Here is a 12,372-nt window from a genome sequence, read left to right as displayed (position 1 = left end):
AAAAAATAAAGGAGTTAGATGATGAGAGTAAGAAATAAACCTTGGGCAAAAGATAGAATTGAAGAAAATCCACAATATGTGGCAACAAACCCAACTGAGTGGCATGGTAAGTGGCAACAAAGATTTGAAAAAAATCAACCTTTACACATTGAGGTAGGAACAGGTAAAGGTCGATTTATTACAGAAATGGCTAAAGCACATCCAGAGATTAATTATATTGGAATCGAATTACAAATGAATGTCCTTGTTATGGCTTTAGATAAATTGCTTGAAGAACAGTTACCGAATTTACAACTTATTTTAGTTGATGGACAACACTTAACTGAAATTTTTGATAAAGGAGAAGTTTCTCAAGTTTATCTAAATTTCTCTGATCCTTGGCCTAAAACCCGACATGCAAAAAGACGACTAACTCACGAAAACTTTTTAAAATTATATGAACAAATTTTAAAACCAAATGGTCAGATTCATTTTAAAACAGATAATAGAGGTTTATTTGAGTATTCTCTTGCTAGCTTTTCCCAATATGGTCTGATTTTGAATCAAGTTTGGTTAGATTTACATCAAAGTGATTTTGAAGGAAATATTATGACAGAGTATGAAGAAAAGTTTTCTAAAAAAGGACAACCAATCTACCGAGTAGAAGCTTGTTTTCCTAACAAATAATAAAAAACTGTTAAGTATGAATTAGCTACTTAACAGTTTTTTTGATTAATGTTTTAAAAAGTCTTCAGCTGCGTAACTTGGATTAGGATAGGTATAAAAACCTTGGCCACTGGATTCACCAAGATAGCCTTTATCTAAGTAATTTTCTTTTAGTTTCTGACTAATAATAGCTAGTATGTCAGTATTTGGTCCGCCTTGGGTTACTTGAATTTGTAAAATATTATAGGCTGTTTGAATACCAACTACGTCTAAGATAGCAAAAGGGCCTCTAGGGGATCCAGTAGCAATCATCCATGTTTTATCAATGATTTGAGGATCAGCAACATCTTTCACCCAAAGAACTAAGGCTGAATTTAATAGCGGAACAAGTAAAGAGTTCAGAACATAACCAGATTGTTCTTTTTTTATGGGAATAGCAACCATACCGATATCTTTAGCAAACTGAGTAATTTGGTCAAAAATCTTTGGATCAGTTTGAGGTTGGGCCATAATTTCAGCTGTGATATTATGCCAAATTTCATTTGCAAAGTGAAGAGCTAAAAATTTATCTGGTCGACCAGTTGCAGCAGCAAATTGACTAGGTAGTAGGGTAGAAGAGTTAGTAGCGAAAATAGTTTTTTCTGGAGCGACTTCAGCAAGTTGGTGATAAAAGTTAGTTTTAATATCAATGACTTCAGGAATAGCTTCAATAACTAAATCTGCATCATGAACTGCTAATTTTAAATCTGTTTGATAATCAATTCGGCTAAGGACAGCTGGCATTTTTTTAGGAGCTTCATCAGCAAACTCTTTGTTGTACACTTCTTTCAAATGATTTACTTTTAGTTTAGCGCTTTCAATAGCTTGTTGGTTAATATCGTAAATGGTAACATCAAAACCAGAATAAGCAACTTGAAAGGCAATCTGACTTCCTAAAACACCACTACCTGCGACAACAACTTTCTTAATTGACATAACTAGTCCCTTCTTTTCTTTTATAATATAATAAGAAATAAATAAAAATTATTTCCTTATAATAATTATAACACGTTTAATGAAAATACATTAAAAAAAAAGACTTCCTAGAAAGTCTTTTAGATTCGATATAAGTCGATAATAGTTCCTGTATAAGCATCTGCTAGGAATTCATATTGAACTAATTCTTGGTCTTCTTTTCGGGTGATACCACCAACATATATTTTCGTTTCAATAGCAAATTGACGGTATGGTTTTTTTGAAAATTCAATCCAAGAACCTTCAATAGGCCCTTCTTTTAAAAAGGCTTGTTTAACGGTGTTAAGAATGTCATTAGGATTTAAAGTTTTTTTTCGCTGATAGAGTTGATGGACAAGGGTACCACTTAAAAGACCTACTCCTATGCCGATTAACAAACCAGTCGAAAAGGGTTGCTCTTGTTTAGCCATAAAGAAAACTCCCTTCTGTTACTTTTCTTCTTTAATTGTACCATAAGATTAAAAAAACTGCTTAATCTGTAGAAGGATAAGTCAAGGAATTTAATAAAAAATAAGAGTTTTTCTATCTTAAGCAATTGAGTCTATGAAAATTGTAAAGTTATAAGGTATAATAAGAGAAGTGATGATTCATAACAAAGACTGAACATTTATAGGAGGAAAACATGGAAGAAAAAACGTTTCAACTTATTAAAAGGTTAACAGAGGCTCAAGGAGTTAGTGGGTTTGAAGACAATGTTCGAACTATCATGAAAGAAGAATTAAGTCCCTATGTGGATAAAATTGAATTTGATGGACTAGGTGGCGTATTTGGAATTAAAAAAAGTAAGAATCCTGATGCCCCAACTGTTATGTTAGCTTCTCATATGGATGAAGTTGGCTTTATGGTAACACAAATTCAAGAGAATGGTTTACTACGTATTCAGCCTTTAGGGGGATGGAATCCTTATGTGGTTTCTGCTCAACGCTTTACTTTACAAACCAAAAAAGGAAATTATCCAGTCATTTCTTCTTCAGTTCCTCCTCATTTATTAAGAGGCAAAGATGGTAATAAAAATGTATCTGTAACAGACATTTTATTTGATGCTGGCTTTGAGTCAAAAGAAGAAGCAGAAAAATATGGTGTCAGACCAGGAGATAGTATTGTTCCAGTTTCTGAAACAGTTAAAACAGCTAATGGAAAAAATATTATTTGTAAGGCTTGGGACAATCGTTATGGCTGTACAGTTATTTTAGAGGTCTTAGAAGAAATTAAAGACATGGATCTACCTTTTAATTTAGTTGTAGGAGCGAATGTTCAAGAAGAAGTTGGCTTACGAGGAGCTAAAGTATCTACGCATAAATTTAACCCAGATTTATTCTTTGCAGTAGATTGTTCTCCTGCTAATGATTTAGAAGGTAAAAAAGATACATTTGCTCATTTAGGTGAAGGATTCTTAGTGAGAATTTTCGATCCAGGTATGGTGATGTTACGTCGTATGCGTGAATTTGTAGTAGACTTAGCCGAAGAAAAAGACATCAATCATCAATACTTTGTTTCTCAAGGTGGAACAGATGCAGGAGCAGCCCACATTACTCGTGACGGTATTCCAAGTGCTGTTATCGGTGTGCCTGGCCGATATATCCATACGCATCAAACCATGTTTAATATTTCTGACTATGAAGCAGCTAAATCAATGGTTTTAGCCATTTTAGAAACATTAACTCCAGAAAAAATTAATGACATTATTTACGGAAAATAGAAAGTAAGGTGGGTAACTAAATGATTATTCCTAAAACTTATGAAGAATTAGCTTCTTATATAGAAGGAGAACCAACTGTATTTTTCTTCACTGCTGACTGGTGCGGTGATTGTGTGTATATTAAACCTGTCATGCCAGAAATAGAAGCTGCTTTTCCTAATTATCGATTTGTTCAGGTAGATAGAGATGAGTTCATTGATTTATGCGCTGAGTGGAATATTTTTGGTATTCCAAGTTTTATTGTAACCAACCAAGGGAAAGAAGTAGGTAGATTGGTTAATAAAGCACGTAAAACAAAAGAAGAGGTAGTTAAATTTTTAGAAGAATTATAAAAGAAAGGGTAGATAGCAATGATGGAAACACAAGAGTATCAAACCATACTAGTCGGGGTTGATGGTAGTGAACAAGCTGATCAAGCTTTTGACAAAGCAGTAGCAGTAGCACGACGTAACCAAGCAACGATTATTATTGCCCATGTCCTTGAAAACCATTTATTTGAAAATATGGGATACACCTTTAACCAAGGAGATATGATTCAAATAGAAACAGATCGTTCTAAGGAATTGCTAAACAGATACAAACAACGGGCAGAAGCTGCAGGTGTTACAAAAAGTGAAACAGTTTTAGCTTTTGGTTCACCTAAAACAGTAATGGCTCATGATTTACCTGAAAAATATCAGGTAGATTTAATGATGGTTGGTCAATCAGGTCTAAATGCAGTGGAGCGATTTGTAATGGGAAGTGTTAGCTCTTATGTAATTAGAAATGCGGCTTGTGATGTTCTCATTGTGCGCCCAGTAGTCGTTGATGCAAAAAAAGATGAAAGATAGTAGAAGGTTATAAAACCTTTTTAGAAGGAGATAGTTATGATAGTTTGTTATAATAAAGAGGCAGTAGGGGATACTTTATTATTTATTTTAGATAATCCTAAAGAAGAAAATGTTCAAATTGATAAGAAAGAAGCAGCGGTTCGTATTTTTACTGAGGAATTCAAGCGGACTGTCAGTTGGAATATTTTTAATGCTAGTCAATTGGTTGGAGAAATTAATGGAAATGGTCAAATTAAGTTATCAGATAAACAGTTAGAAAAAATTAATGAGTATCTAGGAAAACAAGGATTTTCAGAAACTATTCCAATGGATACAGAGCCTAAAATTGTAACTGGTTATGTTAAATCATGTGAACCACACCCAGACTCTGATCATTTATCTATTACCCAAACAGAAGTAGGGAAAGGTGAAACCTTACAAATTGTTTGCGGAGCCCCTAATATAGAAGCTGGCTTAAAAGTAGTCGTAGCTAAACCAGGTGCCATGATGCCAGATGGTATGATGATTTGGCCTGGAACACTAAGAGGTGTAGAAAGTTATGGGATGATTTGTTCTGCTAGAGAATTACATCTGCCTAACGCTCCGGCTAAACGGGGAATTTTAGAGTTACCTGATGATACAGAAGTGGGCAAAGCGTTTTTATAAAAACAGCTTGAGAGTTGTTCTTTCTGGTTATTTTTAGTAGAATGAATAGCACATAACAAAAGAAAAGAGGTGGAGATAATGAGCTTTACAGATGAAACAGTTCGCTTTGAATTTGATGATTTTCATAAACAAGCAGTCAAAGAGACATTAACCATTGTCTATAACGCCCTTGAGGAAAAAGGTTATAACCCAATTAATCAAATTGTTGGTTATTTATTATCTGGAGACCCAGCATATATTCCACGTTACAAAGATGCTCGTAATTTAATTCGTCGTCATGAAAGAGATGAAATAATGGAAGAACTTGTTAAAAGTTATTTATCTGACCAAGGACAGGAGCAATTATGAGAATTTTAGGATTAGATGTAGGCTCCAAAACGGTTGGTGTTGCCATAAGTGATCCATTAGGATGGACTGCACAAGGCATTGAAATTATTCCTATAGATGAACAAAATCAATATTTTGGTTTTGATCGTTTAGAAGAGTTGATTAATCAGTATAAAGTAGATAAAATTGTAGTGGGTTTGCCTAAAAATATGAATAATACAATTGGTCCACGAGCAGAAGCGTCTTTAGAGTACGGGAAACAGCTGGAAGAACTTTTTCACTTATCAGTAGAGTATCAAGACGAGCGTTTAACCACTGTTCAAGCTGAAAGAATGTTGATTGAGCAAGCGAATACATCTCGTAGTAAACGTAAAAAAGTGATTGATAAATTAGCTGCAGTGATGATACTTCAAAATTATTTAGATAGAAAAGCTTACTAACAAACACTTAAAGAAAAGAGGAATAAATATGGCACACGAACACGATCATCATGATCACGAGCACAAACATGAATACATTACATTAGTAGATGAAAACGGAACTGAATCTCTTTATGAAATTCTGTTAACTATTGATGGGGAAGAAGATTTTGCTAATAAACAATATGTTTTACTTTTCCCAGCTGGAGCAGCAGAAGATGAAGATGAAACAGAAGTAGAACTTTTAGCGTATGAATATATTGAAGGAGAATCTGGTAAAGAAGGTGACCTTCGAAATATTGAAAGCGATGAAGAATGGGATATGATTGAAGAAGTTTTCAATGCTTTCGTAGAAGAACAAGAAGGTTAACAAATATAGCTAACGGATTAATCCGTTAGCTATATTTTTTTTGATAAAGTTCTCGTCCTTTTTAACTATTAGCTAAATAATTTTTTTCTCCTTTGTAAAATGGTCACTAACTACCATGAGTGAGAATGCAAAAAAGAGAAGCTCTAGCTCCTTTTACTAGATATATAAGAAAAAATCTTTTATAAAACAAGTTTCTGACTAATACTTTTTTGTTTTGTTAGGATTTTTATGATTAGTAATATTTTGCTCAGTTAATAAATTAGAATAAAGAGATAAAAGAAAGAAAAGTACAAAGTTTAGAGCCTTTAAATTAAACAACATAACAAAATAAAATGAAAGATATGCATATAAGTTTTATTATCTAAGTTATGAAAAGCTTATAATATGTGAGGTAGTAACTTAATTCTATTGGTTAAGAAGATAATAAGTTGCTTCTTTATACATTTTTATATAAAAAGTTATAAAAAAAATAACTTTTATTAGTTACTCAAAATAATGGGGTGTGAAAACATATCTGTTTAATAAGATTTTGTTTTCACAAATTTATAACCTAATAAAATATTGGTTACTTTAGTTTAACTACTGTGTTTTTATTTATATTTTGACTATAATGAGCACATAATTAAATAGTCAAGTTAGGATAGGGAATGAGGTGAGAATCCTCAGCAGCCCCTTTCTACTGTAAGACGGACGAAATCTCAGCAAGCCACTTAGTTTAATTTAGGGAAGGCGAGAAAGTAGGATGAAGTTAAGTCAGGATATCTATGCTAACTAGCCAAATAAAATAATTGGATTGGGAAGATTGTTTTTATTGTGATAGATTTACCAAATAAGTGTTTCATCATTTATAGGATAAATGTCTTTACAGTATAGAATGTTAGCCTTTTCAAAGCCAATATTCTATGCTGTTTTTTTATACCCATTATTTCAATATAAATTATAGGAGGAGTATTATGTCAAAAAGAACAAATAATTTAACGTTAAAAGCTTTATTAATTGCTATGTGTATTGTAGGTGCTAATTTTAAAGTATTAGGATCTATCGCATTAGATTCTTTCCCTGCGTTTTTAGGAGCGATTATTTTAGGTCCAGTATCAGGTGCAGTCATTGGCTTTTTTGGACATATGGTATCTGCTGCTTTATCTGGCTTTGCTTTAACTCTTCCTATTCATTTAATTATTGCAACTTTGATGGCTGCTTGTATGTTTTCATACGGTTGGATTCGTTGTAATTGGAAAGAAGGCACGTTAACTTCAGTGATTGTTTCACTACTTGTTGCCTACATTATTAATGTGCCACTAGATTTATTACTACTATATCCAATGATTGGAAAAGCAGTTTATGGTTTATTTGTTCCATTGACAATTGGAACAGTAGCCAATCTATTTTTAACAGAAATTGTCTATGTGATGTTACCAAAAAAATTTAAACAATTGATGACAACACATAATTAAACATAAGGAATTGGTGAATATTTATGCAGCATGGTGGGAATATTTTAGAAATAGCTGAACAGTATGGATTAGCTACACAAGACATTATTGATTTTAGTGCCAACATTAATCCGTTAGGTATCCCTGAAAGTATTAAACAAGCTATTATTCAAAATATCGATCAATTAAAACATTATCCTGACATTCGCTACCGAGAATTAACGGAAGCGATTAGTCAGTACCATAATTGTTTAGCTTCTCAAGTTTTTGTAGGAAATGGGGCAGCTGAAATCATTTATAGTTTGCCCCAAGTACTAGAAACTCAAAAAATGTTAGTTCTAGCACCTACTTTTTCAGAATACGAATCAGCTTTTTCTCAAACAGGTACAGAGTTTAGTTACTATTCACTAGAGGACAATCAATTTAACCTATCCATTGAGCAGTTTATAGAACAAGCTAAACTTGCTCAGGTGGATAGTATTTGTTTGTGTAATCCTAATAATCCAACAGGACAAGTATTAGCAAAAGAAGACAGCTTACGTTTACTTGATTTTTGTCAACAAGCTAATATATTACTTGTGATGGATGAAGCTTTTATGGATTTTATAATAGATGAAGAGTGCTCATTAGCGGATTATTTAGACCAATATTCCCAGCTGTACATTGTTCGTTCATTGACTAAAATATTTGCTATCCCTGGTTTAAGATTAGGTTATTTGTTAACTAGTAATGAACTAGTTATTGATCAGTTAAATAAAACTTGTCCTCCTTGGCATATTAATACTTTAGCATCTTTAGCTGGGCAAGTAGCTTTACAAGATAAAGAGTATTTAGAAGAATCACTAAGCTATGTCAAAGAACAGCGACGTTATCTAATAAAAGAATTATCTACTATTTCAACTATAGAAATGTATCCAAGTGACACTAATTTTTTATTTTTTAAATGGCTAGGCAATGTTGATTTAAGACTTGAGTTAATTTCTAATGGTTACTTAATTAGAACGTGTGAAACTTTTAAAGGTCTAAAGGAAACTTATTACCGAATTGCTGTGAGGACACATGAAGAAAATAAAGGATTGGTTAAAGCGATACAGGAGATTGTTCATGAAAAAAGTGATTGCTAAATGTCCTGGTTCATGTGGAGAATTAATTCAAGGATTTTTAGGTCAAACATCTAAGTTAGTGAGCTACGGTGTCAATCGTTATACAACGATTACCATAGAAGATCAAGTAAATGGTAATCAACATGATTGGCAACCTAAGATGAAACAGGCAGCACAATTAACTTGTCAGTATTTATCAATTCCCTTAGAACAACTTAACCACCTTAATATTAAGAAGGAAAGTGAGTTGCCTGAAGCAAAAGGGTTATCTAGCAGTACAGCAGATATAGCTGCGACGGTAACAGCTTTAGCTGCTTATTTCCAAAAAAAGTTACCCTTTGATTTGCTACTACAAATTTGTTTAGAGATAGAAGCTACTGACAGTTTACTATTTCCTAGTCTAACCCTTTTTGCTCAAAATTCTGGACATTGTCAGTTAAGCAGTGGTTGGCGACCTAAATTTTATGTGTTGATGCTAGAACCAAGTGAAACCTTAGTGACAGAAGAATTTCACGGTATTCAAACTGATACTTTGTTTTACGAACAACGTCATTCTTTTCAGCAAGTCTTTGAAGTATATGATCAAGCAGTTCAAACGCAAAGTCTGTCGTTACTAGGAAAAGCCGCTACAGAAAGCGCTAAACTTAATCAAAATATTTTAAAGAAACCGAAATTTGAACAACTGTTAGAGTTGAAAGAAGAATTTCCTTTGTTAGGTATTAATGTGGCTCATAGCGGAACTGTAGTAGGGCTAATGTTTGAACATTTAGGTTTACTGCAACCTTTGCAAACTTTAGTCAGATTAAAAGGATTAAACCATGTTTATCCTCGAACAACTTGTTTGACGACTTGTTATGAAGGAGCACATCTAGCAGTGAATAGTTTGGAGGATTGAAGTGTTATGAAAAAAATAATGGTAGCCGGCACATCTAGTGGCTCAGGTAAAACAACCATTACTCTTGGGTTATTGAAAGCTTTGATTGATAGAGGGTTAAAGGTTCAACCTTATAAAGTGGGACCAGATTATGTAGACACAGAATACCATACACGAGTGACAGAATTAGCCTCTAGAAACTTAGATATGTTTTTAGTTCAAGAAAAAGAAACATTGAATCAATTATTTAAGAAAGAAGCTCATTTGGCTGATATAGCAGTGATTGAAGGAGTCATGGGATTATTCGATGGCTTTGGTATTAGTAAAGATTATTGTTCAAGTGCAGGAGTAGCTAAGCAGCTAGCTTGTCCAGTATTACTAGTGGTGGACGGTAAATCTGCTTCAACTTCTGTTGCTGCAGTAGTTAAAGGTTTTTTAGAGTTTGATAGTGATTTAGATATTTTAGGAGTCATCGTTAATAATGTTGCCTCTCTTAACCACTACCAACTGATAAAAACAGCTATTGAAACTTATACGACAGCAAAAGTCTTTGGTTACTTAAAAAAAGATACTAGTTTGTCATTACCTTCTCGTCAGCTAGGTTTAGTTCCTGACAGGGAGTTAGCAGATGTACTAGATAAAATTTCATTAGTAGCTACTCGTTTAGAAGAAACTGTTGACTTAGATGGGATTTTAGATTCTCTTCAAGATGAAGTAGTTATCTATGAAGAACCTATTTATCCTGATTTTTCAGAAATAACAGTGGCTTATGCCAATGATGCTGCTTTTCACTTTTATTACCCAGATAATTTAGAGTTACTAAAAAAATATGGGGTTAAGTTACGTGAGTTTAGTCCTCTAAAGGATATAACATTACCTGAAGCAGATTTGTACTACTTAGGAGGCGGTTATCCAGAAGAGTTTGCTAAAGAGTTAGCAGATAATCAGGCTATTAGAGAGCAATTGCTGAAAAAGCATGAAGCAGGGGCTTTTATTTTAGCAGAATGTGGTGGCTTGATGTATTTAGGTCGATCTCTTGAAGTAGCTGAGAAAAGTTATCCAATGGTAGGTGTTTTTGACGGAATTAGTCATATGACCGATAGATTGAAACGCTTTGGTTATTGTTATGGAGTTTTAGAAGAAGATACTTTGTTAGGTCAAACTGGAGACAAGTTATACGGACATGAATTTCATCATTCAGTTTTTGAAACGAGTGAACCAACAAGTATGGAAATGATTAAAAAAAGAGATAATCAACAAATTGCTACTTGGCGTGGTGGTTATCATAAGAAAAATACATTTGCTAGTTATCTTCATTTACACTTTTATCAACAACCTTATTTTGTTGAAAATATGTTACAGACTATTCAAAAGGAACGTAAACAATGATAGGAATAATAAGTGCAGGGCTTGCTTGGGTCTTAGATTTAATTTTAGGAGATCCATATACTTGGCCCCATCCAGTTAAATTAATTGGCAATTATATCAGTTTTTTTCAAAAAAAATGGCTAAGTCAAACAGACTTAACTGCTAAGCAAAAGAAAATAAGAGGCGGCTTGTTGTTCATAACAACGGTTGGACTAACTGCTATTGTTACTTGGCTAGTTATCTGGCTTGCAGGTTTTATTCATAAAGGGGTTCAAATAGCCGTAATAGTTTATATAAGTTATACCACTTTAGCGACTAAGAGTTTAGCAGTTGAAGGGGAAAAAATTTATCAAACCTTAACAACTGGCTCTTTAGAAGATGCGAGACAACAAGTAGGTATGATAGTAGGGCGAGAAACGTCTCAATTAACTGAAGAAGAAATTATTCATGCAACGATTGAAACAGTTGCGGAAAATACAGCAGATGGTGTTGTTGCTCCGCTATTTTTTTTATTAATAGGGGGTCCTGTTTTGGCAATGAGCTATAAAGCAGTGAACACATTAGATTCCATGGTAGGCTACGTCACACCTAAGTATAAAGAAGTAGGGTTGGTTTCAGCTAAAATGGATGATTGGTGGAATTTTATTCCAGCTCGTTTAACGATGTTTTTTATGATAATCGGTAGTTGGTTATTAAGATTAGATAGTCGTCAAGCCTTAACAATAGGTTGGCGAGATCGTTTGAATCATAAAAGTCCAAATAGTGGCTATTCAGAAGCAGTAGCGGCAGGAGCTTTAGGCATTCAACTAGGAGGTAGCCATGTTTATCATGGAGTAGAAGTAAGTAAACCTTTTATTGGAGATGATTTAAGGCCAGCTGATGCCCAAGATATTATCCGAATGAATCACTTACTGTTTGTTACATCTTTAGTAAGTTTGGTTTGTTTAAGTGCTTTGAAATGGTTATGGATAATGAGATAAAGATGAAAGAGGGACAAACATGGCTTACAATAAAAATCCAATGGGAATCGAAGAAGAAAGTTTTCGTATTATTCAACAAATTATAGAAGAAACGAGACCTGATTATACATTTAATTCAAAGGCTGAAGAAATGATTGTGAAACGTGCAATTCATACAAGTGCTGATTTTGATTATTTAGACAACTTGCAATTTACTCATGATGTGTTAAGTCATATCCAAACATTTATGGAACAAAAAGGAACGATTTTTACAGATACTACAATGGCATTAAGTGGAATTAATAAACGGGCATTGGATAAGCTTGGAATAGGATACGAATGTTACATTCGAGATCCAGAAGTTATCAACATTGCTAAAGAAAAAGGAATAACTCGCTCAATGGCAGGAATTGAAGTAGCTAGTAGAAAAGAAGGAGCTAAATTATTTGTGATTGGCAATGCTCCTACAGCTATTTTTAAATTGTTAGAGATGACAGAAGAACATAAGTTGCATGCTTCAGCTGTGATTGGTGTTCCTGTAGGGTTTGTAGGTGCAGCAGAGTCCAAAGAAGCTTTATATACCAGTGATATTCCTGCTATTGTAGCACGGGGCCGAAAAGGCGGAAGTAACGTTGCAGCGGCGATTGTGAATGCTATTTTATATCAAATGCCTGGAGTTCGTTAAC

General features: G+C 33.7%; 16 protein-coding genes and 1 riboswitch. Of the genes, 14 read left to right on the top strand and 2 right to left on the bottom strand.

Features of this window, described 5'->3' with window-relative positions; translation table 11 throughout:
* Nucleotides 1–21 precede the first annotated feature (21 nt).
* Nucleotides 22–666: a tRNA (guanosine(46)-N7)-methyltransferase TrmB gene (gene trmB / locus C7P63_RS04500; protein WP_125942951.1), complete on the top strand. Its 645-nt coding sequence runs from the start codon at nt 22–24 to the stop codon at nt 664–666.
* 45 nt (nt 667–711) lie between these two features.
* On the opposite strand, the gene C7P63_RS04495 is transcribed toward trmB, so the two are convergent.
* The gene (locus C7P63_RS04495; protein WP_125942950.1) at nt 712–1,620 is read right to left on the bottom strand and encodes a 3-hydroxyacyl-CoA dehydrogenase; all 909 of its coding nucleotides are present in this window, start codon (nt 1,618–1,620) and stop codon (nt 712–714) included.
* Between the two features lie 119 nt (nt 1,621–1,739).
* Nucleotides 1,740–2,069 carry a PepSY domain-containing protein gene (locus C7P63_RS04490; RefSeq protein WP_125942949.1) on the bottom strand — a complete coding sequence of 110 codons (330 nt, stop codon included), beginning with the start codon at nt 2,067–2,069 and terminating at the stop codon, nt 1,740–1,742.
* A gap of 212 nt (nt 2,070–2,281) precedes the next feature.
* Here C7P63_RS04490 and pepA point away from each other — a divergent pair, with 212 nt between their 5' ends.
* The 13 genes from pepA to C7P63_RS04425 all read left to right on the top strand — a co-directional run bounded on the left by pepA (nt 2,282) and on the right by C7P63_RS04425 (nt 12,371).
* The gene (gene pepA / locus C7P63_RS04485) at nt 2,282–3,358 is read left to right on the top strand and encodes a glutamyl aminopeptidase (RefSeq protein ID WP_125942948.1); all 1,077 of its coding nucleotides are present in this window, start codon (nt 2,282–2,284) and stop codon (nt 3,356–3,358) included.
* 20 nt (nt 3,359–3,378) lie between these two features.
* A complete protein-coding gene (locus C7P63_RS04480) occupies nt 3,379–3,690 on the top strand; it encodes a thioredoxin family protein (RefSeq protein WP_125942947.1) in 312 nt (103 codons plus the stop codon).
* A gap of 21 nt (nt 3,691–3,711) precedes the next feature.
* Nucleotides 3,712–4,188 carry a universal stress protein gene (locus C7P63_RS04475; RefSeq protein WP_125943081.1) on the top strand — a complete coding sequence of 159 codons (477 nt, stop codon included), beginning with the start codon at nt 3,712–3,714 and terminating at the stop codon, nt 4,186–4,188.
* 36 nt (nt 4,189–4,224) lie between these two features.
* On the top strand, nt 4,225–4,833 hold the full coding sequence (gene ytpR / locus C7P63_RS04470) for a YtpR family tRNA-binding protein (RefSeq protein ID WP_125942946.1): 609 nt from the start codon (nt 4,225–4,227) through the stop codon (nt 4,831–4,833).
* Nucleotides 4,834–4,911: 78 nt separating this feature from the next.
* Nucleotides 4,912–5,181 carry an IreB family regulatory phosphoprotein gene (locus tag C7P63_RS04465; protein ID WP_125942945.1) on the top strand — a complete coding sequence of 90 codons (270 nt, stop codon included), beginning with the start codon at nt 4,912–4,914 and terminating at the stop codon, nt 5,179–5,181.
* A complete protein-coding gene (gene ruvX / locus C7P63_RS04460) occupies nt 5,178–5,600 on the top strand; it encodes a Holliday junction resolvase RuvX (protein WP_125942944.1) in 423 nt (140 codons plus the stop codon). The genes C7P63_RS04465 and ruvX overlap by 4 nt, the downstream gene beginning before the upstream one ends.
* A gap of 28 nt (nt 5,601–5,628) precedes the next feature.
* Nucleotides 5,629–5,949: a DUF1292 domain-containing protein gene (locus tag C7P63_RS04455; protein ID WP_125942943.1), complete on the top strand. Its 321-nt coding sequence runs from the start codon at nt 5,629–5,631 to the stop codon at nt 5,947–5,949.
* Between the two features lie 600 nt (nt 5,950–6,549).
* A riboswitch (cobalamin riboswitch) is annotated at nt 6,550–6,730 on the top strand.
* Between the two features lie 172 nt (nt 6,731–6,902).
* On the top strand, nt 6,903–7,403 hold the full coding sequence (locus C7P63_RS04450; protein ID WP_125942942.1) for an ECF transporter S component: 501 nt from the start codon (nt 6,903–6,905) through the stop codon (nt 7,401–7,403).
* A gap of 23 nt (nt 7,404–7,426) precedes the next feature.
* Entirely contained in the window at nt 7,427–8,506 is a 1,080-nt protein-coding gene (gene cobD / locus C7P63_RS04445) for a threonine-phosphate decarboxylase CobD (RefSeq protein ID WP_243640794.1), read from the top strand.
* Nucleotides 8,487–9,380 (top strand): GHMP family kinase ATP-binding protein, encoded by an 894-nt coding sequence (locus C7P63_RS04440; protein WP_165863769.1) that lies wholly within the window; start codon nt 8,487–8,489, stop codon nt 9,378–9,380. Before cobD ends, C7P63_RS04440 begins: the two co-directional genes overlap by 20 nt.
* Nucleotides 9,381–9,386: 6 nt before the next feature.
* Nucleotides 9,387–10,748 carry a cobyrinic acid a,c-diamide synthase CobB gene (locus tag C7P63_RS04435; RefSeq protein WP_125942939.1) on the top strand — a complete coding sequence of 454 codons (1,362 nt, stop codon included), beginning with the start codon at nt 9,387–9,389 and terminating at the stop codon, nt 10,746–10,748.
* Nucleotides 10,748–11,707 carry an adenosylcobinamide-phosphate synthase CbiB gene (gene cbiB, locus C7P63_RS04430; protein WP_207852966.1) on the top strand — a complete coding sequence of 320 codons (960 nt, stop codon included), beginning with the start codon at nt 10,748–10,750 and terminating at the stop codon, nt 11,705–11,707. The genes C7P63_RS04435 and cbiB overlap by 1 nt, the downstream gene beginning before the upstream one ends.
* Nucleotides 11,708–11,726: 19 nt before the next feature.
* Nucleotides 11,727–12,371 (top strand): cobalt-precorrin-8 methylmutase, encoded by a 645-nt coding sequence (locus tag C7P63_RS04425; protein ID WP_125942937.1) that lies wholly within the window; start codon nt 11,727–11,729, stop codon nt 12,369–12,371.
* Nucleotide 12,372 lies beyond the last annotated feature (1 nt).

Source organism: Vagococcus humatus (assembly GCF_003950325.1).
Taxonomy (GTDB): Bacteria; Bacillota; Bacilli; order Lactobacillales; family Vagococcaceae; genus Vagococcus_C; species Vagococcus_C humatus.
Note: the sequence above shows the minus strand (reverse complement) of the source record. Positions and strands in the feature narration are given on the sequence as shown.

Excerpts from the sequence above, each read along its gene's own strand:
- trmB (WP_125942951.1), top strand. The coding sequence starts at position 22 with ATGAGAGTAAGAAATAAACCTTGGGCAAAAGATAGAATTGAAGAAAAT.
- C7P63_RS04495 (WP_125942950.1), bottom strand. The coding sequence starts at position 1,620 with ATGTCAATTAAGAAAGTTGTTGTCGCAGGTAGTGGTGTTTTAGGAAGT.
- C7P63_RS04490 (WP_125942949.1), bottom strand. The coding sequence starts at position 2,069 with ATGGCTAAACAAGAGCAACCCTTTTCGACTGGTTTGTTAATCGGCATA.
- pepA (WP_125942948.1), top strand. The coding sequence starts at position 2,282 with ATGGAAGAAAAAACGTTTCAACTTATTAAAAGGTTAACAGAGGCTCAA.
- C7P63_RS04480 (WP_125942947.1), top strand. The coding sequence starts at position 3,379 with ATGATTATTCCTAAAACTTATGAAGAATTAGCTTCTTATATAGAAGGA.
- C7P63_RS04475 (WP_125943081.1), top strand. The coding sequence starts at position 3,712 with ATGGAAACACAAGAGTATCAAACCATACTAGTCGGGGTTGATGGTAGT.
- ytpR (WP_125942946.1), top strand. The coding sequence starts at position 4,225 with ATGATAGTTTGTTATAATAAAGAGGCAGTAGGGGATACTTTATTATTT.
- C7P63_RS04465 (WP_125942945.1), top strand. The coding sequence starts at position 4,912 with ATGAGCTTTACAGATGAAACAGTTCGCTTTGAATTTGATGATTTTCAT.
- ruvX (WP_125942944.1), top strand. The coding sequence starts at position 5,178 with ATGAGAATTTTAGGATTAGATGTAGGCTCCAAAACGGTTGGTGTTGCC.
- C7P63_RS04455 (WP_125942943.1), top strand. The coding sequence starts at position 5,629 with ATGGCACACGAACACGATCATCATGATCACGAGCACAAACATGAATAC.
- C7P63_RS04450 (WP_125942942.1), top strand. The coding sequence starts at position 6,903 with ATGTCAAAAAGAACAAATAATTTAACGTTAAAAGCTTTATTAATTGCT.
- cobD (WP_243640794.1), top strand. The coding sequence starts at position 7,427 with ATGCAGCATGGTGGGAATATTTTAGAAATAGCTGAACAGTATGGATTA.
- C7P63_RS04440 (WP_165863769.1), top strand. The coding sequence starts at position 8,487 with ATGAAAAAAGTGATTGCTAAATGTCCTGGTTCATGTGGAGAATTAATT.
- C7P63_RS04435 (WP_125942939.1), top strand. The coding sequence starts at position 9,387 with ATGAAAAAAATAATGGTAGCCGGCACATCTAGTGGCTCAGGTAAAACA.
- C7P63_RS04425 (WP_125942937.1), top strand. The coding sequence starts at position 11,727 with ATGGCTTACAATAAAAATCCAATGGGAATCGAAGAAGAAAGTTTTCGT.